General features: G+C 54.5%; 15 protein-coding genes. 5 read left to right on the forward strand and 10 right to left on the reverse strand.

Annotated features, from left to right (window positions below; all coding sequences use genetic code 11):
* Nucleotides 1–7: 7 nt before the first annotated feature.
* On the forward strand, nucleotides 8–766 hold the full coding sequence (locus FRY98_RS05395; protein WP_148450684.1) for an ABC transporter ATP-binding protein: 759 nt from the start codon (nucleotides 8–10) through the stop codon (nucleotides 764–766).
* A gap of 306 nt (nucleotides 767–1,072) precedes the next feature.
* On the opposite strand, the gene FRY98_RS05400 is transcribed toward FRY98_RS05395, so the two are convergent.
* On the reverse strand, nucleotides 1,073–7,231 hold the full coding sequence (locus FRY98_RS05400) for a phosphodiester glycosidase family protein (RefSeq protein WP_148450685.1): 6,159 nt from the start codon (nucleotides 7,229–7,231) through the stop codon (nucleotides 1,073–1,075).
* A 202-nt stretch (nucleotides 7,232–7,433) separates the two neighbouring features.
* Between FRY98_RS05400 and FRY98_RS05405 the strand changes: the two genes are divergently transcribed.
* Nucleotides 7,434–8,249 (forward strand): MerR family transcriptional regulator, encoded by an 816-nt coding sequence (locus tag FRY98_RS05405; protein ID WP_148450686.1) that lies wholly within the window; start codon nucleotides 7,434–7,436, stop codon nucleotides 8,247–8,249.
* Between the two features lie 279 nt (nucleotides 8,250–8,528).
* Complete coding sequence (locus FRY98_RS05410; RefSeq protein WP_148450687.1) at nucleotides 8,529–8,747, forward strand: hypothetical protein; 219 nt, start codon at nucleotides 8,529–8,531, stop codon at nucleotides 8,745–8,747.
* Nucleotides 8,748–8,979: 232 nt separating this feature from the next.
* Here FRY98_RS05410 and FRY98_RS05415 read toward each other — a convergent pair whose 3' ends face one another.
* A complete protein-coding gene (locus FRY98_RS05415; protein WP_249043331.1) occupies nucleotides 8,980–9,879 on the reverse strand; it encodes a GNAT family N-acetyltransferase in 900 nt (299 codons plus the stop codon).
* A gap of 184 nt (nucleotides 9,880–10,063) precedes the next feature.
* Nucleotides 10,064–11,116, reverse strand: a complete 1,053-nt coding sequence (locus FRY98_RS05420) for a 2,3-butanediol dehydrogenase (protein WP_148450688.1) — start codon at nucleotides 11,114–11,116, stop codon at nucleotides 10,064–10,066.
* Between the two features lie 277 nt (nucleotides 11,117–11,393).
* Between FRY98_RS05420 and FRY98_RS05425 the strand changes: the two genes are divergently transcribed.
* Entirely contained in the window at nucleotides 11,394–12,425 is a 1,032-nt protein-coding gene (locus FRY98_RS05425) for a LacI family DNA-binding transcriptional regulator (RefSeq protein ID WP_148450689.1), read from the forward strand.
* Nucleotides 12,426–12,481: 56 nt separating this feature from the next.
* On the opposite strand, the gene FRY98_RS05430 is transcribed toward FRY98_RS05425, so the two are convergent.
* Nucleotides 12,482–13,249 (reverse strand): class I SAM-dependent methyltransferase, encoded by a 768-nt coding sequence (locus FRY98_RS05430; RefSeq protein ID WP_148450690.1) that lies wholly within the window; start codon nucleotides 13,247–13,249, stop codon nucleotides 12,482–12,484.
* A gap of 221 nt (nucleotides 13,250–13,470) precedes the next feature.
* Between FRY98_RS05430 and FRY98_RS05435 the strand changes: the two genes are divergently transcribed.
* Nucleotides 13,471–14,055 (forward strand): LOG family protein, encoded by a 585-nt coding sequence (locus FRY98_RS05435; protein ID WP_148450691.1) that lies wholly within the window; start codon nucleotides 13,471–13,473, stop codon nucleotides 14,053–14,055.
* Between the two features lie 26 nt (nucleotides 14,056–14,081).
* On the opposite strand, the gene sdaAA is transcribed toward FRY98_RS05435, so the two are convergent.
* From sdaAA to FRY98_RS05465, 6 genes are all read right to left on the reverse strand, one after another.
* The gene (sdaAA, locus tag FRY98_RS05440) at nucleotides 14,082–14,963 is read right to left on the reverse strand and encodes an L-serine ammonia-lyase, iron-sulfur-dependent, subunit alpha (protein ID WP_148450692.1); all 882 of its coding nucleotides are present in this window, start codon (nucleotides 14,961–14,963) and stop codon (nucleotides 14,082–14,084) included.
* Nucleotides 14,964–15,002: 39 nt separating this feature from the next.
* Nucleotides 15,003–15,668 (reverse strand): L-serine ammonia-lyase, iron-sulfur-dependent subunit beta, encoded by a 666-nt coding sequence (gene sdaAB, locus FRY98_RS05445; RefSeq protein WP_148450693.1) that lies wholly within the window; start codon nucleotides 15,666–15,668, stop codon nucleotides 15,003–15,005.
* A gap of 120 nt (nucleotides 15,669–15,788) precedes the next feature.
* On the reverse strand, nucleotides 15,789–16,778 hold the full coding sequence (locus FRY98_RS05450) for an ABC transporter ATP-binding protein (protein ID WP_148450694.1): 990 nt from the start codon (nucleotides 16,776–16,778) through the stop codon (nucleotides 15,789–15,791).
* A gap of 15 nt (nucleotides 16,779–16,793) precedes the next feature.
* Nucleotides 16,794–17,594 carry an ABC transporter permease gene (locus FRY98_RS05455; RefSeq protein ID WP_148450695.1) on the reverse strand — a complete coding sequence of 267 codons (801 nt, stop codon included), beginning with the start codon at nucleotides 17,592–17,594 and terminating at the stop codon, nucleotides 16,794–16,796.
* The gene (locus FRY98_RS05460; protein ID WP_148450696.1) at nucleotides 17,591–18,367 is read right to left on the reverse strand and encodes an ABC transporter permease; all 777 of its coding nucleotides are present in this window, start codon (nucleotides 18,365–18,367) and stop codon (nucleotides 17,591–17,593) included. Before FRY98_RS05460 ends, FRY98_RS05455 begins: the two co-directional genes overlap by 4 nt.
* Before the next feature lie 192 nt (nucleotides 18,368–18,559).
* A complete protein-coding gene (locus FRY98_RS05465; protein WP_148450697.1) occupies nucleotides 18,560–20,296 on the reverse strand; it encodes a cellulase family glycosylhydrolase in 1,737 nt (578 codons plus the stop codon).
* Nucleotides 20,297–20,382 lie beyond the last annotated feature (86 nt).

The following is a 20,382-nucleotide window of genomic DNA, read 5'->3' on the forward strand; positions in this document are numbered from 1 at the left end:
CCTACCAATGGAAAAAGTGCTGATCGGGGATCGGATGGTAAAATCTTTTGGCGAGGGTAATGAAAAACGCATCGTTTTGGACGGAATCTCCCTCGAAATCCACGCAGGAGAGTTCGCCGCGGTGATGGGCCCCTCGGGCTCGGGAAAATCTACACTGATGTTTGCCCTAAGCGGAACGGATCGCATTGACGGCGGTAAAGTGGTGTTTGATGGCAGCGATCTGACGAAGGTCGGAGAGAACGAACTTTCAGACCTGCGCAGAACGAAAATGGGGTTTGTGTTTCAACAGCCGACCCTGCTGAAAAATCTGAATATTCTTGACAACATTATTCTGCCGTCCATGCGCGGAAACCGAAGAAACGCCGCAGAAATTTTGGAGAGGGCAAGAGTCCTGATGAAAAGAACGGGCATCGCGGACCTGGAAAAGCGCGACATTACGCAGGTTTCGGGAGGTCAGCTGCAGCGCGCCGGCATATGCCGGGCACTGATGAACAACCCGAAAATCATTTTCGGCGACGAGCCTACAGGCGCACTGAACTCCCGGTCGGGCGAGGAGGTCATGGCCTTGTTTGCCGAAGTCAACGCGGACGGGACGGCGATCCTGCTCGTTACCCACGACGCCAAGGTTGCGGCGCGGTCGGAGCGGATCCTGTTTATGCGCGACGGAAATATCGCAAGCGAATTGAAGCTTCCGAAATTCCGCGGTACGGATCTGGACGGAAGAATGGAAGAAGTGACGATAAAAATGCGGGAGATCGGGATTTGACTTGCGGAGACAATCATAACCACCCGTCAAACAACCTTGATAACATAAAATTCCTGCAGATTTGCATCTTTTTGGAGTTGGAAGTTTGGAAGCACGCTAGGCGTCTTTTTGGGTGTGACATTTCACTTCGATTAGCCATTAAGCCACCTTTTCCATTTGTTAAACATCGTAGCTTGAACACTCCTATGATAACGAACGCATCAGGTGTTTTTTGTTTCGTACGCTTCGCGAGCTCAACCGCCTAAAACCCCAAATAAAGAAGACAGGACCGCTCATTACTCACTTCGGCAGTCCTGTCTTCTTTGGTTATTGCCGCTGCTCCAACCGTTCAATCAGATTCAGCAGCATCTGTGCGCTTTCGGCGCGGGTGCCGTTGGCGGACGGAAGGAATTGCCCTTGTCCCCGCCCTTTCATCAGACCCAGTCCGCCGGCTTGATCGGCGGCGCTGCGAGCCCAGGCCGGCGAGCCGTCCAGGTCGGAGAACAGGCTTGCCGGCGCTACGGAAATCGCGCCGCCTCCCGCCGCCTTGGCATAAGCTCTCACCAGCATGGCGGCCATTTCCTGACGGGTGATGGCCCGATCCGGATGGAAGTTCGCTTCGCCCGTTCCCTGAATCAGTCCAGCCTGGCTGGCGAACGCCAAAGCTTCGGCATACCAACTGCCCGCCTCCACATCGGCGAAAACAGGTGTACCCCCCTCACTCTGGCTGCCCTCAAGCCCCAAAGCCCGGACGAGCATCGCGGTAAATTCGGCCCGGGTGACCTGTCTGTCCGGTTCAAACCGGTCGGCGGACACGCCTTCCACGAGCAGCCTGGCCGCGAGTTTCTTCACCGTCCGCTCCGCCCAATGGCCGGAAGGCAGATCAGAAAACGATTTGTCGTATTTCACGACGGCCAACGTTCCGAATTGATGAATTTGGGCCGTAATCCGGTCTCCGTCCCATTTCCCGCCGGCATACCGTAAGGATCCGTCCTCACCGACGAGATAAATACCGGTTAGATCGCGATCCGTTTCGGCGGATACCGGGAAAGAGACCGTTACGGGTTCGGTCAGTGCGCCAGTGGAAGCCATCGTCCGATTCGCTGAATCTTTCAGTTCCATCGACAATGTCAACATCGCGCCGACCGCCGAGAGAGTCGCCCCCGAACGGGCACTTGCTCCGTTCAGCCAATTCCGTGCATTCCCCGCCGGTTCCGCCGACAGGATGATCGAAGAACCTGCCGTCGTACCCGCCGGCCGCTGCGCCGCAAGCTGGCCGAATACCGCTGCCGGAATGTCCAGCTGCAACTCCTCCGAGCGAATCCGCAGCGGCGCCTCTTTGAGCAGTTCGGCGGCGTTGCCCGGCAGAACAATCTTCCGGATTTCACCCTTCGTTTCCACCGACACGCTTCCATCGGCCCCGCGGTTAAGCAGCTCCCGTTCTCCGATGATAAGCTCGCCCGGCGTTTGGACCGCTGCTGGCGGTGTAACCGGTTGTGGCGTCGTATCTACCGGATCCGAATCCTCCGAATCATCGGAATCCCGGTCCGGATCCGGGGTCGGCGTCGGTCTTGGGCCCCCGGTGACCGTCAGCTCGTACGCGTCCGACCAGTCCTCATACACCGCGCTGATGACGGAAACCCCTTCTCCCACGGCCTTCAATCTGCCCTCGGCATCGATCGTGGCCACGTTATGGTTCGAGGAGTTGTAAAGAACTCCCTCTTTCAAAGGATAGCTTGAGCCGTCGCTGTAAACCGCCTCGGTCACAGCCGTACCGGTTTCTCCCCGCTTGAGTTCTTTCGGACCGCGAAGGGCCACTCCGCTCATGGTAGGTGCATCCAAGGTAACCTTCAGGTTATAGGAATTGGTCAATCCCTCATAGGTTGCGGAAATAACCGTCATCCCTTCCGCCAGCGCCTTAATCGTTCCGTCCGCATCGATGGAAGCGACCGATTCTTCGCTGCTGTTATACGCGATATCTTCATGGAGGATCGTCCGCGCTCCCGAAGAATATACGCCTTCCACTACGGGACGATCGCTGTCGCCCGGAGCGAGCTGCAGCTTACCTTGAATTTCAATCGATTGAAGCGTTGGCTCGGTCTTGCCCAAGGTCAACACGTCGATCACCGTACCGTCCACCGTTTTGGCCGTTAGCGTAAGCGTGTCGCCGACAATCTCGACACCCGTAAAGACGTGGATGTCCTCGTCGTATATTTTCTCCTGCCAGAACCGCTCCGTCAGCGAGTAAAACTTCGGTCCCGAAGAACCGCCGATCACGTATCGGGTTCCTTGGCCTTCCGGAACGATCTTTCCGCCTTTCATCGGGAAGCTGCGCATATAAATATGATCATGCCCGTTCAATACAAGATCCACTTGGTGCTTGTCGATAACCGGAACCCAGATCTTTTGCGCCCGCTCATTGGCATAAATGCTTCCGTAAGGACCCTGGTGGAAGAACAGCACCTTCCACTTACGGTCCGTGCCCGCCAAGTCTTTGTCCAGCCACTCGGCCTGTTCCTTAAAACTTTCCTCCGAACCTTCCGTGTTCAGAACGACAAAATGCGTATTATTGATATCGAACGAGAAGCTTGAGCCCTTCGTACCGGCTGACCCGTTCTGGGGATTATGGAATTGGGCGAGATAATCGCCGTTTCCATTGTTGCCCATGACCTCGTGGTTTCCGATAATCGGTACGAGGGTCGTCTGCATCAGCTCTTGCTGGGCGGCCTCAAACCACCAATCCCACTGCTCCTGTTCAAAGCCTTTGTCGACCATATCGCCGGCATGGACCAGCATGTCGGCATCCGGCATATCCTGCACCGCTTGGTCCAGCGTGTTCCCCCATTGGGCAAAACCGCTCTTGTTTTCGGCTTGGGAATCGCCGATAAACAGGAATTTTACGGCGTCTCCCGTAAGTCCGCTTGTACGGAATGTTCCGACCGCGCTCATGTTGGCGCCGCCGTCTCCAACGCGGTACACGTACTCCGTATCCGGCTCCAGGCCCTGAACCTCCGCCTTGTGCACGCGGATCGTACCGTCGTTGTTCGTGTTATAGAGGGAGCTTCCGCCGGTGATGCGAATGACGTTCCCAGCCGAGAAATCGGTAAATTCCGAACGTTTCGCCAACTCCACCACCGTTCCCTCCGTTGCCGGATCCGTATGCCAGGTCATGTGCCGGGACGTCGCGGCGTCCGAGCCCATCGTCACGTTGATGTTTCGCGGTTCGGCGGAACCCGCATGCTCGGCAACTTTAAATATCATTAATGGACTGTAACTGTCCCCTTTGACCGCCTGAATGTGGAAAGTCCCCGTATTTTGCGTCACCTTGTCCGACTTGACCACACCGGCCGCATCCGCGACCGCATCAGGTACTTCCACCCCGTTCAGAAGCAGCTTTGCACCTGCCGCGCCGGCTCCACTCGCCTCTTTTACCGTGAAAGAAGCCTCATAGCCCTTGGCAACCTCGTAAGTGTTCCATGTCAGCCCGAGCTCCGTCAGCACGGTAGCTTCCACGTCCGCGCTTAAATAAGTAACCGGCTGCCCCGTTCCCTTGGTGGAAGTGACCGAGCCTTCATGGAAGCCGATCTTCAGCGGCTTGGCCAGTTGTCCGGCCGCCTCCTCCAACGTATGCGGTCCGACGTAGTCGCCCCGTACGGTGTAGCGGATTTGACCGATAAGATCCCGGTCCCCCAGCTTCGCTTCATGGAGATGATGCAGCTCCAGTTTGACGACGCCCTGTTCGTCCACGTTGGAGCTTAATTGCCCTTCACTTACTTTTGCGCCGCGTACCACTTCCAAATTTTTAACGGCGGCCGGGTCAAATTTGAAGGCAACAACCCCCTCCTTCAACTCCGCAGCCCTTTCCGCATAGATGTCCAGCGTATAGGTTTTGCCCGCATACAACGAATCCGGCGTATCGTACACATAGAACGGAGAACCCAGGTTTACGGTAAAATACCACTCCTTGATGGTCTGGTTTCCGCTCAAATCGCGAACGGCCACTTTCACCTTATGCCTTCCTTCCGCCAGCGGTGTTTTCGGCTGATAGGAAATCTGCCCTTTCGGCGGATAGAACCCGTACTCCACCTGCTGATCGTCCACATAGACGCGGATCGTCGCCGGGTCGATCAGAGTCGTGCCCGGGTGCTGCACGGGATCGTAGCCCGCATCTTCCGCGGTAATGGAAATGGTCGGAGTTCCCGTCTTCACCACTTCATTGTCCCCGGGGGAGCTTTGTTTGAAAACCGGTGGGGTCCGGTCTTCGTCCAGTGGTCCGTATACCGCACGAATGTCGTCGATATACAGCGCCCCCGCGGTTTTGTTGGTGTTCTTGGTCTCCATATATCTTACCGGCAGATCCATCGTTAGCGGCGTTGTCTTCCCCTTAGGCACAGCCGCCTCGACATATTTCCACCCGGTCCAATCGACGCCCGTCGTTTGATCGGTAAAATCCACCGCAATGGCGGCATTGTTTCCGTCCCGAAGCTGGCCGCGCAGCCAGTGCTTCTGCCCGTCGCCGTAGACCCACATGCCGATTTTTTCCGGGTATCCCGGAATCTGGATCGACTTCCCATCGAGCGCGGTTAAATAAGCGCCGGAGGTTCCGGTTGTACCGGTGAAATCGTACTCCAATTTAACCGCTTTGCTCCCTCCGCGCACATAATCCAGATCGGTGATTTCGGAAATGGAGGCGGAGTTAGCCTTCACGGAAGTCGCTTTATAGTTTCCGACGCCATTTTCAAAATCCTCCAGCATAACCGGAGGGAGACCGACGTTGACTTCAAACGAGGCCTCTACATCCCCGTAGGCGGCATATATTTTGCCATGCGCCCCGTTCTCGTTCGTCGCCGTAAAGACGCCGTGTTCGTCGATCGTGCCGATGTTGCCTTCGACCCGCCATGTAAAATTCTCGTTGCCGGCCTGAATCGTTTGCCCGTTTCGCAGCGCTTTGACGGACAAAACGACCTTTTCGCCGTTGCTATACGTTTTGATCGAATCCGGGAACGCCAAGGCGGTCAGTTGATCCACCACTTCGATTTCCGCGCTGCCCTCGGCTGACCCTAGGGTCGCCTCCACCCGGCCCGTTCCCGCAGCCGCTCCGGCCGTAAACAAACCGTTCGCATCGATGGTCCCAAGCGCGGGATCAACCTGCCAGGACACCTGCCCCAAAGCCGGAGCGGGATGCCCGTTGGCATCTACACCCGCTGCCTGAAAAGGGACCGAAGCTCCCGCAAGAATCCGCTCGGCGTTGGGCTGAATCGCCAAACTTGCGGTGGTGGACAGCTCGGGAGCGGTATTGACCAGCAGCAGGCCGTTCCCGACTTTTCGCTCATAGCCGTCGGATCCCCGGTTCATCATCTTGACGCCCGTAGTCCCCGGCATCCGGGCAACCAGTGTGGAGGACCCCCCGCCGTCCAGGTTCATGGCATTGACGATACCCATGGATTGCATGGCCGCGGCCAGCTCTTCGGTCTCCATCCCTTCGCTAAACCCGGGAGCGCGACCGTCCACTTCAAAAAGCACGACACTGCCGTCGGTCTTGGTGCCGATCGCCGTTCTCGGATGTACGCCGGCTGGTCCTATGCCGGTTCTAACAACCCCGTCCTTCACGAGCGGCCCCTGTCCGCTGATGATCAGCTCCGCCTCATTCCATTCTCCGTCCAGCGCAAAGCTCGCCGTCAGTTCATCCCCGATTTTCAGATCCTGCGTCACCGCACGGGACGTCCCGGACGCCGACAATACGACTTGCCCTTCTGCCAGGGGCGCATCCCCCTGGTTCAAGCGGACTTCGGCTACCTTCAGCTTCAGGGTTTGCCCGCTTTTTACTTCACCCTCCAACACATCTAAAATAAACTCATCACCTGTAGCCGGTGTTTTCGTGGAATTCGCATAATCCGGCGTAAACAGAACGAGCTGATTCTCGTTCCGGTAACGGTTGATGCTGGTCAAATTCGTCTTTTGCCCGCCGATCGTCACGGTTTTCTCCAGGACCGGCTTTCCGTATAACGAGCGCCCTTCTTCCGTAAGTCCAAATGCGTAGGAAGAGCTGCCGCTGTTTAGAATGATGCCGTCATCCACAAACAGGCCGTTCGGAACACCGGTAGCCATCCCTGAAATTTCATAAAAATCGCCGTTGATTCCCGCAATGACCCGGTTTCCCGGTCTGTCCGCGTAAGCGGCCATCTCTGTCAAAGGTTTCATCCCGTAGACCTTGCCGTCTTTGGTCCCGGCCTGCAGTTCAAGACCCGGATGGGCCGGATTAAACTCGATCGCATGAATCTTCTGCCGGCCGCGGTTATCCTGGATGTCCATCCAGGCATAAACGGCTTCCGGCCCGACTTCCGTCCGTCTTGTATCGATAACCTGGCCGTAACCGCCCGCCTGCGGCTCGCCGAAAGCCGCGTTTACGCTGCTTAACGGCTGCAACAACGATAAAAACAATACAAATGCTACAACTGCGTTGATCTGTCGCCTAAACCTTCTCATTTTGCCCGATATCCTCCCTGTCGGTTTTTCCGCTCCCAAAATCAACTTAAGAACGATGACATAAAGAACATCTTACTGTCGAAACGTAAACAAGAGATTAAATGGAATCGCAAACTATGTTAAGAGATTTCGCATTGACTCTCACAATATGGGAGGGTCTATGATAATTACGATCCGGATCAACGAAATATGAGGAGGCCTTATGTTTAAAATCGGTGATTTTTCCAAACTGGTCAGAGTATCAATAAGGATGCTGCGGCATTACGACGAAATTGGACTGTTAGAGCCAATGTCCACGGACGAGTTTACGGGTTACCGCTACTACTCTGTGGAGCAGATTCCCCGGGCTAACCGAATCCAGGTTTTGAAAGAGATGGGATTTTCCCTGGCGGAAATATCGGGCGTAATGAATCAGGATCTGGATGCCACACAACTGCTCAGCCTGTTGGAAAACCGGAAGCGTCAAATTGCGGAAGTCATCGAGAGTGAACACACGAAACTGCGGCGCGTCGAGTTTCTGATCGGCCAACTTAACAAGGAGGATATGTATATGAACTATGAAGTAACTGTTAAGCAGATTCCCACCTATAAAGTTCTGGCGCTGAGAGATACCCTACACGCTTATAACGCGGAGGGGTCGTTGTGGAAGGAGTTAGGGGATTTTGTCCAGGAGCACCATGTTAAGGTGACCGCACCATGCTACGCGATATATTACGATGAGGGTTATAAAGAAGGGGATGTCGACGCGGAAGTCACGATGTGCTTCCAGGGCCAAGCGGCCGAATCTGACCGTATCAAGGTGAGGGAACTCGAAGCCGTTCCCGAAATGGCCTGCATCTTTCATCATGGTCCGTTCGAGGAAATGTCGGCGGCCTATCATGCCCTGGGCGTTTGGCTGGAATCCAACGGTTACCGCTGGAACGGCCCGCATCGGGCTATCTACCATAAAGGGCCGTGGACCGGGGAAGATCCGGCCGACTATCTGACCGAAATTCAAGCTCCCGTCACGAAAAAATAAACCGTATTTCCGTATAACTTTTAGGTCTGGATCGCCATCCAGACCTTTTCTCTTTGGTAAAGAACAATTCTAACCAAAGTAGGATATTCTTCCAGTAAAAAGGAATTTTCCGTTGTTATCGCGGATACCGACACGGAGTTTCAAGATATTGCCGCGGACCTCGGTTATTTTGCCTCGGAACATAAGGAGACCGACTCCGTTTTCTGTCCGGACAAAACACCAACGCGCTATGAGCTGCCCGCAGGGTTCTCCATCACGAGCATGGAGGATGGCCTGGACTTGTACCAGTACGGGCGCGTCTTATGGAGGGGCTTCGATCATGAGGCCAACGGGGAAGGCTCATTCCGGTTTACCCCGGAAACCGAACAGGCTTTAAGTGCGGAAATGCTACGTCCTCACGTGGATTTGAGCCTGAAGGTGGCCGTTCTCACTCCGGAAGGGAACTACGCTTCCTACTGCGGCATGTGGTACGAAAATAGAGGGAAAATTTCCCGTTAATTCCCCGCTTTTTGCCCATGGATCAAATTTAGCAGGAAAACCTCCAGCTATTTCGCGGCCGGGCCGCCGATATCCGCCATTTCGGACGAATTAACGGGAGATTTTCCCGGTAATTCATCTCTGCCGCCGCATAGGCACCAAATTAACGGGCAAAATTCCCGTTAATTTTTCACCAGTGGAATGAGATGGAGGCAGCTATCATTTGCATAAAAAAGCAGCCGCCCCCTTTTCGTTACTCCAAATCCACGCCGTACCGTCTCTCCTCTTTCGTTGCCCTGAAGCCTAACGATTCGTAAAGGGATAGCGCGGAAGCGTTTGCGGTATGCACCATCAGATTGGCGCGCGAAAGACCGTGAGCTTTAAGGTAAAGCAAACCCTGTGCCAGCAAAACCTTGGCCAAACCCCGTTTTCTCCAAGGCTCCCTGACAAAAACGTCCTCGATCGTCCCTTCGTCCCCCTCCCGCCAGGCCATTAATCCGGCGACGATCCGGTCTTCTTGCCGGATCACCAGGGAGGTCCACAGGTCTTTTCCCTTGTATTCCCTCAGCCTTTCAAGCCCTAGCGGCGTATCCGGCCAAATTTCCGCTTCTATCTGCAAATACTCGCGCTCCTCCCGGGCGGACTCCATCCTCCAGCAGGAATAATCAAATTCCGGGACCGGCGCTGGTTCCGGGATCGGTTCATGCAAGTCGCGGCTCATGCAGAACAGACTGTGTAAGGGACGATATCCTTTGTCGGTAAAATAACGGGTGTTGACTTCCTCCCCGGCATCATTTCCCATACAAAGCAAAGTGCCGTATTCGGTAGACAGCGACTTTTTCAATGCCAGCGACCTAGCGAACAAATGCGAATAAACCCGATCCAGCAGGACCGTATCGCCCTCCCTTTCCGGAACGGTCTTCAAGTTGAGATAAATGGAGTGCTTGCATGCCGTAGACCGGCCCGGCGGAACGACATTAATGACGGCGACCTGACCTTTGGCGATCATTCTGCCGTGCTCGAAAGCGCAGTATACATTCTCCCAATTGTCCTCATCGCCGACCCACCAAAACAAGGCGTCCTTGTTTCTCATGACGGCTTGATACAGTTCGCCCAGCATGGGCATATCTTCTTTATCAAAATGGCGGATCATTGTCTCCTCTCCCGCGGGAGATGGAATCGTGCTAATGGCAAACGCCTCCTTCGGCTCTATTATCTCGACCTTAACACGGGCCTCCCGGGGTATCCAGGCCAAACTCGGCTATACTTGAAAATGACACGCCACGCAAAAGCAGCCGGAACAGGAACGCCCTGCCCGGCTGCGATATTTTCAACAATTAGAGATTTGGAGAAACGAGGATCTTGACCTGATTTTTCTCTTTCAGCAAAGCTTCAAAGCCCTGCTCCACGATTTCGTTCAGCCCGATCCGTTTGGTAACCAGCTTCTCCGCGGAGAAGTAGCCTTGATTCATCAAGCTGATGACGGCCGGGAACACATCCCGGTAGCCGATGATACCGGCAATATTGCGCTCATGCATCACGATCCGGTTCGGATGGATGGAAGCTTCCTTCTCGAAGATGCTGACGATCATAATCTGGCCGCTCAGCTTGGTGGATTCGATCGCCTGGGTCAGTACAACCGGTACCCCGGTTACCTCATAAGCAACATCCGCTCCGCCATCCGTCAGCCGGTGAATTTCTTGGACGACATCCACATCCGCCGGATTCAAACCGATGGCTCCCAGTTCTTCCGCTTTGTTTCTCCGCTCGGCCGACAGCTCCACCGCATAAATTTCCGATGCGCCGGAAGCTTTGAGCGCTTCGATGACAAGCAGCCCGATCGGTCCCGCGCCGAACACCACCGCACGGTCGCCGACTTTGAACTGGCTTTGGCGTACGGCATACAGCGCCACAGCGGATGGCTCGACAAGAGCGCCCTGCTCGTAAGATACGCTGTCTGGAATTTTATGAACCATGTGCTCATCCGCTGCGACATATTCGGAGAAACCGCCTCCGCCCCCGGCCAGTCCGAGGAAGCCCATTTGTTCGCAAAGATTATATTTGCCCTGTCTGCAGGCCGTACATTTGCCGCAGGCGAAAATCGGCTCGACCACAACGCGATCGCCCGCTTTGAATTTCGTCACGCCCTCGCCGACTTCAACAACCTGACCGGAAAACTCATGTCCCATGACGACAGGCGCCTTCTCATTAGTGAGCGGGTGCGGGCTATTTTGTGAAATGAAAATCGGTCCTGCCGCATATTCGTGCAAATCGCTGCCGCAGATCCCGCACCATTCCACTTTTATTTTAACTTTCCCTTTAAGGGAAGTCGGTTCTTCAATGTTATCAACCCTCAAGTCTTTTACTCCGTGCCATCTCAATGCCTTCATTAAAGCTCATCTCCCTGTCTTGAAGAAAAAGTGAAAAAGTCACAAATTAAAAAGCTTAAACAGTCAAAATATAAAATAATTTAGGAAACGTTTCCGATGTCTATATTGTCACATATCCGACATATTGTCAAATGATTTTACCTGTTGCATGTGATTAATGTAATTTGATTCCATAGTAACTATAAAGTCAAAGCCTGTTACATGATATAATATAAACAAAGAGTGAAAATTTTCGTTATTTTTCGGAAACGATTCCTATAAGAAAGGGTAAAATCGAATGGCCAACAGGAGAAAGGTGACGATTGAAGATGTAGCGAAGCAAGCGGGCGTCGGCATAGCGACCGTGTCCCGGGCGCTGAATGACAGCGGCGGCATCAGCGCGAAGACCAAGGCGCGCATCATGCAGGTCATTGAAGAGATGGGGTTTGTTCCGAATACCTCGGCGCAGAGCCTGAAAATTCGCCAAACCCGCCAGATTGCGCTGGCGGTTCCCGATATCCGCAACGCGATCATTCCCGACATAGCCTGGTCCGTAGAACAGGCGGCCAAGCAGCATGGATACCGGGTAGTGCAGATTAATACGCTGGGCAATGCCCGGCTTGAGCTTGAGATTTTGCGGGAGGTTAAGAAGCTGCATGTGGACGGCCTCGTTCTGTTTCCGCTGGCTTACCCGAAGACGCTGGAAAGCCTGATCAATCAGTGCGGCATTCCCGTCTCCGTTATCAATTACGGAAAAAAACTCAGCACCGACCTCAAGGCCGATATCGTCGGATTGGCCCGCCAGGAAGGAAAGCTGGTGATGGAGCATCTGCTGCAGATCGGGAGAACAAGGATCGCCTATGCCGGCGCTCCCAAGGACAAGATCGAGGAGCGTTATCTCGCTTACGAGCAGTCCTTGAGACAGGTGGAGGCTTCGCTCGTGTTTTTCGGTGAAGATTTCTCGTTCGAAACGGGGCGGCAGGCGGCCGATTATTTCTATAGCCTGAAACATATGCCGGATGCCATCTATGCGGTGAACGACATGGTGGCGATCGGAATTGTGAACCGGTTCAAGGAACTGGGGGTCCGGGTTCCGGAGGATGTGGCCGTCGCCGGAATCGACAACAATTTATGGACGACCGTCACGACTCCGCAGATCACCTCGGTATCGATTATGGGCAATGAGGTGGGGCGCCTGGCCGCGGAGCTGCTGCTGAAGCGCATCCAGTCCGCGCAGCCTTTGGATTATGAACGGGTGGAATTCGAGCCGCGGCTGATCGTTAGGGAATCCAGCGTCAGCATGAAACATTACTCGCGCAACGAGGCCTAAAAGCGCATTTTCCGGCCCATCATTTTTGTCATAGCATGCTGGTGTGGAATGCCCGACTAATGACAATCGAACACGACCTCGGCGCTTTCGACGAACAGCCAGTCATGATAATGGCCGAGCAGCTCACCGGAACGCCAGGGGTAAGCATGGGGCTCTTTTTCGGGCGGGGGCGCTATGAACGGTTTGTTCACGAAGACGTTAAAAACGTGGAGTCCGTCGGGCCTGGTAAATTGCTTATAGTTGGCAAATATCTCGTTTCGAAGCTCCGGTTTGATATAATGCAGCACTCCGCTGGAATATAAAATGTCAAAATCGGTATCGAGCCGGAAATCGGAAATATCGGCTTTAAAGGCATGAACGTGAACGCCGGTCTGTTCGGCCAGTCTTTTCGTCTTCTCGATCCCCGCGTCCGTTACATCGAATGCGCTCACCTCATACCCGTTGCGGGCGAAGAAGACCGCATCCTTCCCCTCGCCGCAGCCGATATCCAGCAGTTTGAGCGGCCGGGTGGGCGGCATGCATTTTAAAACTTCATAGCACGCCTGATTCGGTTCGATTCCCCAGTAATAGGACTGCTTATTGCGGTATTCCTCCTCATAGATCGTGATCGGGCTCTCCTGCGGCACATACCCCAACAGCTTGTCGACGCTGATCCGCAAATTTTTCGACAATTCGGGCAGCAAGACAAGGTCCGGCATCGTCTGAGCATTCTCCCATTTGGATACCGCCTGGAACGAGATGCCTAATCTTTGGGCGAGTTCCTCCTGTGTGAACCCCCTCTCTTTCCGGTAGTGACTAATCGTTCTCGCCAGCTTTTCTTTCATAACGAATCACGCTCCTCTTCGTAAGCCCATTGTAGGGGACATCGGCGAGCAAGCACAATAACCGGGCATTTGAATTTTCCGGTTCTCTCAACCGGGGGTTGAGGCCAAAAGAAGCAGCCCGACTATCGCTTACGCGATTTCCTCCACTCTGCTCCGTAATTTAAACAGAGATGACATTGTCATGTTATAATTTGGTATGATCATAAACTGGAGGCGATGGGATGAAAAAAATAGCCGTGTTTTGCGGATCGAGCTTCGGGGCAAAAGACGTGTACAAAGAAGGAGCCATCGCTTTGGGCAAGGAATTGGCCGCCCGGGGACTTTCCCTGGTTTACGGCGGTTCAAGCGTGGGGCTGATGGGGGCCGTGGCCGATGCCGTTCTGGAAGAAGGCGGTCAGGTGATTGGGGTTCTCCCCGTGTTTTTGCAGGATCGGGAGATCGCCCACCGCAACCTGTCCGAATTGATCATCGTCGATACGATGCATGAACGCAAAGCCAAGATGGCCGAAATTGCCGACGGCTTCATCGTCCTTCCCGGCGGTGCGGGAACGATGGACGAATTTTTTGAGATTTTCACCTGGGGCCAGTTGGGCCTCCACCGCAAGCCCTGCGGCCTGCTGAACCTCGGGGGATATTACGATCTCCTGATCGAACTCTTCAACCATATGACCGATGAACAGTTTATTCAGGAGAAGTTCCGGTCCATGGTTTTATCCGACGGCACGCCGGAAGGTTTGCTTGATCAATTCCGCACGTATGAGCCGCCGACGGTTAAAACTTTTTTAAAGTCGGAAAAACAGCTGTAAAAGCAAAAATAGCGGGCGACGGCCCGCTATTTTTTTCTTGCCCGCAGCTCTTTCATGATTTTGCGGCCGGTCGGTGTCTGGGCCAATCCGCCTTGGGCCGTCTCCCGGTGGCGGCTCGGCATCGAAGAACCGACCTCGAGCATCACGTCGATCACCTCGTCGGAAGGAATGGCGCTCTTGACGCCGGCTAGAGCCATATCTGAGGCGGCCAAGGCATTAACCGCTCCGAAGCCGTTGCGGACGATGCAGGGAATCTCCACCAGGCCGCCCACCGGGTCGCAGATCAGGCCCAGCGTGTTTTTGAGGGCCAGGCCCACCGCGTGCACCGCCTGCTCCGGACTGCCGCCGCGCAGCTCCGTCATCGCCCCGGCCGCCATCCCGATCGCCGAGCCGATCTCCGCTTGGCAGCCGCCTTCCGCGCCGGAGATAAAGGAATTGTTGGCGATGACATACCCGATGGCCCCGGCGCAGAACAGGCCGCGAACCAGATGCTCGTCGGGCCAGCCGAACCGCTCCTGCGCGCTGACGAAAACGCCTGGAATAATGCCGCAGGAGCCCGCGGTCGGCGTTGCGACGATCCGCCCCATCGAGGCGTTGACCTCCGATACGGCCAGAGCGTAGGCCATGGCCTGGCAGGCGATGTCGCCGGCCGAAGGTTCCGCGTTTTTACGGTAGGTTTCCACCCGCTTCGCGTCTCCGCCCGTCAACCCGCTCGTGGAGGTGATATCCTCGGTCAGGCCTTTATGAACGGCCGTTTTCATAATCTGATAATACTCCGTCATGACGGCCGTAATTTCGGATTCCGGCTGACCGCTTTCCTCAGCCTGGTCCTCCAGCATAATTTGCGAAATCGTTTTCGATTCCGTCTGGCATATTTCGATGAGCTCCCTTAAATTCCGAAAACGCATCTAACCCGCTCCTTAAATTAGGTTGGTCTGACATCTATATTAAGTGAGATGGATAAAAGAAACCCGGCGGATATGGGGCAGACCCGAGATTTCGCCGATCAGCGAATCCGGAATGACTTGGTCCGCCTCCACGACCGTCAGCGCTTCACCGGTTCTTCCCTTGCGGTCCGTATTAATATACCCGATATTTACATCCTCCCGGCTGAATAGCGCGGTAATCCCCGCCAGCACCCCCTGCCGGTCCGCATGCTCGATCACCAAGGTCGGAAGTTCGCCCGAACATTTCGCTTCGAAGCCGTTCATTTGCCGGATGGAAATCGTCCCCCCGCCGATGGAAGCCCCGGTCACGTCGCAGGTTCTCTCCCCAGCGGACAGCAAGATTCTTACGGTGTTCGGATGAATTCCGGGAGCGGTTCCGGTCGTAAAATGCACCTGGATCCCCGAGTCTTCCGCAATTTGCAGCGAGTGGCGAATTCGCTCGTCGTCCGTGCGGTAGTCGAGAATTCCCCCGACCACGGCAAGGTCCGTACCGTGTCCCGCATAGGTTTCCGCGAACGAGCCGTAAAAACAGATCCGGGCCGCCTCGGGCGGTTCGCCCAACAGTTGGCGGGCGAACCTTCCGATCCGGACCGCTCCGGCGGTATGAGAGCTCGAAGGGCCGATCATGGCCGGTCCGATGATGGAGAATACATTTTTAAACCGCATCTTTGGTCCCTCCGGTAATTATAGTCCTTTGTTTAAGCTTACCCCGGAACTCGGCCCGTTGCTATGAATTTTCGAATAAAGGACGGATTAAGGCCGAACGCGGCTCGATAAGGGCAGCGTTTACGAAGACGAGAAGCGGCGGATGACCTCCTCGAATTCCGGCTCTTCCATGGAGATGTCGTCGATTTCCCCCCAGCCGTCCAGCTCCCTAATAATATCCACCGCCCGGATTTCCCGGCGGTCCGCCTCGAGACGAACGGTATCGCCTTCGACGCCGAGGATCCGAAACACCCCTGCTGAAGCGGAGGCGGCAAAATTGTCCGGCACTTGGAACGGCCCGCGGAATTTCAAGGTCATCCGCGTTGGCAGTCCGATCGTTTCCCGCAGCGAGGGGATCGATCCGTCATAAGTCAATGTCCCGTGATTGATAACCATTACACGCCCGCATAGCTGCTCGATATCGTCCATATCATGGGTGGTAAGCAGAATCGTCTTCCCGAAATCCCGGTTCAGCACCCGCAAAAATTCACGGATGTTTACTTTGGCGTGAACGTCAAGCCCGATCGTCGGTTCGTCGAGAAACAGCAGCTCGGGATCATGCAGCAGGGCGGCGGCAATGTCGGCCCGCATCCGCTGGCCGAGCGACAGCTTCCGGACGGGAGTCTGCCAAAATTCGTCCAGATTCAAGAGCTCGGCAAAACGTCCGAGCCTTTGCCGCTTTTCCGCCGCCGTCACCCCGTACATTTCGGCCAGAATGTCGTAGGAATCTTTAACCGGCAGATCCCACCAAAGCTGACTCCGTTGACCGAACACAACCCCCAGCTGCCTGACCGCCTTCCGGCGATCCCGGTGCGGGTTATAACCGCCCACGCTCACTTCGCCCGAGGTCGGATGCAAAATGCCCGTAAGCATTTTGATGGTGGTCGATTTTCCCGCCCCGTTCGGACCGATATAGCCGACAAATTCTCCGCGTTCGACTTGAAAACTAATGCCCCTTACAGCTTCCTTCATCCGGTATTCCCTGGAGAACAACGTCCGCAGCCCGGAAAATCGCCCTTCCTTGACGACGGCCGTTTTAAACTCCTTATGCAAATCTCTTGCCTCAATCATCGCGCTAACGCCTCCTTAGCTTCCCGTACTCTGGTACTTGGTTATACCGAATCGCCAAAACAGTAAACTCCCTCCGAGGCACAAGGCCGCAACCCCCGCTATCGCGGGAAGCACCCAAACGCCGAGTTCATCGCGGAGGATGTACAAAGACGGGACATAGTTCACGAATCCGACCGGAATCACCACCAACAGTACGGAGGACATCCACTTCGGGTACAGCGTCAGCGGATATTGGGCCGCCGTTCGCGCGGCATCCTCCGTAATGTTCTGAAGCTCTTCGATCCGGGTTGTCCAAAATCCGATCGTAGCCGTAGCCAGTCCGATGGAAAACAGGATGACCGCCCCCGTCAGGATAATCATCAAGGTAAGCGGCACCGCGGTCCATCCCACCTGTCCCGTCCGCATCATCCCCGCCAGCGACCAGCACAAAATAAACCCGCCCTGCAAAACCTCGCCGAGCATAATCCGGAAGTTTTGCGGCATCAACGCGAGAAGGACGGGGATCGGCCGGGTCAGGAGCTGATCGAAGTCGCCGCTGATGAGGTATTTCTCCAGATGGTGGACCTCGTCCGCAAAAGTGCGGTACACCGTTTTGGACAGCGTCATGACCGCGAACAAGTACCCCACTTCATACAGGGACCAGCCCTGAATCGCCCCGAATTTATACAGCACGATCGCGATCATTAAAAATTCGGAAATCTGGATTAAAGCCGCGAGCACGGAAGCGAGGATAAAGTTGAATTTATACTGCATCCGGCTGCGGACACTGGTCTTTATCAGCAACCGATACAAGTGAAACCAGCTTCCCGCCTTCATCCGCCCTGCACCTCCACTTTACTGCGCATCAGCCGGGTAGCCAGCAAACAGGCCGCGGTGAACAAACCGCACCATAGCAAGGTCCCCCAAAGACGGCTTGGGTCTCCCGTCCCCAGATAAATCGTGGTCGGCGTATAAAGCAAATACGGATAAGGCGACATCCAGGCGATTTGTTCAAGCCAGCGGGGCAGCCATTCCAGCGGAATAAAGAATCCCGCCAGCACATTGATCAGCGCATGGTTTCCCCAATAGAGCCATGAAGACTCGGTCGTCCAGAGCGCGCTGACACCAATAAGGTAGTTGATGCAAATGGACAGGTATGCGGCCCCCAGCACACTAAGGACCGTATACAAATAAGTCAGGCCTTGATCGGGAAGTTGAAGAGAAAAGACAAAGACGTACAGGAGATAGATCGGGATGGACTTATACACGAATTGATAAGCGATCTGGCCCCATTCCTTGGCCATCATGTGGCTGAACAAATGGACGGGCCGCATCAAATCGAGCGAGATTTGACCGGTTCTGACGGACTGGGGGATGCCGAGACCGTTGGTGGTAAAACTCGTGACCCACAGGAGCGCCTGCGTGAACGAGATGTAACTCACCATACCTGCGGTTCCGTAATCTCCCAGGGGATGATCCCTGCCGAGCCCGATCCAGATACAGGCGTACATAAAGCCGAACATCGCGCTCGCGATATTGTGCACCATATGTGCGCTGCGGTACTGCAAATTGCGGGTGTAGGCTTTGGAAGCCAATGTGAAATAAAGCATGAAGCACCTCCGATAAGCGTATTAGACGGCTCTTCCGTCCACTTCAGACAAGGCGATTTTTGCAAGAAGGATTCCATCATACCGTAATTTTCCATAGGAGACAATCCTTTTTTCGCCGACAACGTAAACAAAGAAAAAATACGGGCTGCACAGGACTCTTTTTCCCGTGACAACCCGCACATTTTAAATGTTTTATTTCCCTACCGGCTGACCGGTCACGCTCGTGCCCGATTTCGTAATTTGGTAGCTGACGATTTCCCCGCTCCAGAAATGGAATTTCAACTGGACCTCGCCATCCTTCACTTCCTTAAAAAATTCGGGCAGCAGTTGAATCTCTTTGCTGTCGTACGAGGGGGAGAACGCATATCCGAACTCCTTGAAAGAAGTCCAGTCCTGCGGGCCGGCGTTTTTCCCGTCCGCGTAGACGGCTTCCATCGTGGCCAACTGATTCCCCTTGAAGTCGACCGGAACGGCAAACTTCTCGGTGGTTCCCGTCGCGTGGCCGAGTACCGGACGATCAAATACGACAACTTTGAATCTCCAATCCGGTCCCTGATTAAACTTGGCGTTCAGGACGGCATTTTGCCCCAGTTGTCCGGATGCTGTCAGCTTGGAGAGACGAGCCGCCTTAATCGTCAATTCCTCGCCGCTTAAAGCGTAGTCTTTGCCAGCGACGAGATGCTCGCCGCCGACCCATAGCCCGGTCAGCTTATTGCCGTTCAAGTTCAACTTCACCTTGGCATCCTTTACCTTACCGCCCTTTTTCAAGTGGATCAGATCCGTTTCAGCCGTAGCGGCGCGCCCGTTCTTCCAACCGGCTTTCATGATATCAATCAGCTCTTGGTCATTCCAGCGATAGGTCTTCCGGTTGAAGTGCTGGCCGTTATCCCACAACATATGCGTAATATTCTTCTCTTTCAGAACGTGGGTCAAAATTTCAAAAAACTTCAATTTCTCCCCTTGCTCGATCACGCCGGTATGCTTATCGAAGCCGAGCAGGCCGTACTCGCCGAGGATGACCGGAATCCCTTTGGCCACCAGCGTTTTGTGTACATTGTCGAAAGTGGTGGTCAAATCGTTTAACGTGTCTTTTTCCAGCTTATAATAACCGGCGATGTTTACGCTGAACGGCCAGAACCCATAATAGTGGACCGTGGCGATGAGATTGGGATCGTTGAGCTTGACGATGTTATTGTACAGCTCATTCAAATCCTCCCGGGCCGGAGAAGTTTCCCGCGTCGGAATGACCAGCGGTCGAACCGTATTGTTCCCGCCGGAACTTCTGACGATGCTATGAAACGAAGTGATCAGCTCTTTCAGCATGGCATGCTGCTTCGCATGATCCGTCGTTCCCCCGTCCGTAAACCGGGGCTCGTTGATGGCTTCGAACATCAATTTATTGGAGTGGTTTTTGAACCGGTCGGCAATTTGCGTCCAAACCGCCTGATATCGCGCCATCACTTCATCATGTTTCTTTTCCATATGGCTGACCCAAATCCACGAATCATGATGGATATTGATCATAACGTAGAGCTTGGCCTCCAGAGCCCAGTTGACGACCTCCTCCACCCGATCCATATAGGCGGTATCAATCGTGTAGCCCGGAGCTCCTCCGATATGCTGATCCCAAGTAACCGGAATACGGATACTCTTGTAGCCTTCTGCCGCGATCTGTTGAATCAGTTGTTTGGTTACGCGGGGATTGCCCCAGGAAGTTTCATCGCTGCCCGTCGAGTCCAGCGTATTGCCCAGATTCCAGCCCGGCTGCATATCTTCCACATAAGCCTGGATGCTGCTGAGCTTCTTGCCCGCCCAACTGGAAGCCTTTTCATTTTTCGGGTCCGCCAACACGGACGCCGAAAAAGCCGTCATCGCCATGACCGCGGCCAAAGCAAATGACAAAAACGACCGGTAATGCCTTTTCTTCATCCTTTAAAATCCCTCCCGGAAGTAACGATTATGAAAGCGTTTTCTATATAACAGACTACCATAATTATCCTTGTCGAATATACCTG

It is taken from the genome of Paenibacillus faecis (assembly GCF_008084145.1).
Lineage (GTDB): Bacteria > Bacillota > Bacilli > Paenibacillales > Paenibacillaceae > Fontibacillus > Fontibacillus faecis.

Coding starts and splice junctions, on each gene's coding strand:
- FRY98_RS05430 (WP_148450690.1), bottom strand. CDS start 13,249: ATGAAAGAAAAGCTGGCGAGAACGATTAGTCACTACCGGAAAGAGAGG.
- FRY98_RS05420 (WP_148450688.1), bottom strand. CDS start 11,116: ATGAAGGCATTGAGATGGCACGGAGTAAAAGACTTGAGGGTTGATAAC.
- sdaAB (WP_148450693.1), bottom strand. CDS start 15,668: ATGCGGTTTAAAAATGTATTCTCCATCATCGGACCGGCCATGATCGGC.
- FRY98_RS05435 (WP_148450691.1), top strand. CDS start 13,471: ATGAAAAAAATAGCCGTGTTTTGCGGATCGAGCTTCGGGGCAAAAGAC.
- FRY98_RS05415 (WP_249043331.1), bottom strand. CDS start 9,879: ATGATCCGCCATTTTGATAAAGAAGATATGCCCATGCTGGGCGAACTG.
- FRY98_RS05405 (WP_148450686.1), top strand. CDS start 7,434: ATGTTTAAAATCGGTGATTTTTCCAAACTGGTCAGAGTATCAATAAGG.
- sdaAA (WP_148450692.1), bottom strand. CDS start 14,963: ATGCGTTTTCGGAATTTAAGGGAGCTCATCGAAATATGCCAGACGGAA.
- FRY98_RS05400 (WP_148450685.1), bottom strand. CDS start 7,231: ATGAGAAGGTTTAGGCGACAGATCAACGCAGTTGTAGCATTTGTATTG.
- FRY98_RS05450 (WP_148450694.1), bottom strand. CDS start 16,778: ATGATTGAGGCAAGAGATTTGCATAAGGAGTTTAAAACGGCCGTCGTC.
- FRY98_RS05465 (WP_148450697.1), bottom strand. CDS start 20,296: ATGAAGAAAAGGCATTACCGGTCGTTTTTGTCATTTGCTTTGGCCGCG.
- FRY98_RS05395 (WP_148450684.1), top strand. CDS start 8: ATGGAAAAAGTGCTGATCGGGGATCGGATGGTAAAATCTTTTGGCGAG.
- FRY98_RS05425 (WP_148450689.1), top strand. CDS start 11,394: ATGGCCAACAGGAGAAAGGTGACGATTGAAGATGTAGCGAAGCAAGCG.
- FRY98_RS05460 (WP_148450696.1), bottom strand. CDS start 18,367: ATGCTTTATTTCACATTGGCTTCCAAAGCCTACACCCGCAATTTGCAG.
- FRY98_RS05455 (WP_148450695.1), bottom strand. CDS start 17,594: ATGAAGGCGGGAAGCTGGTTTCACTTGTATCGGTTGCTGATAAAGACC.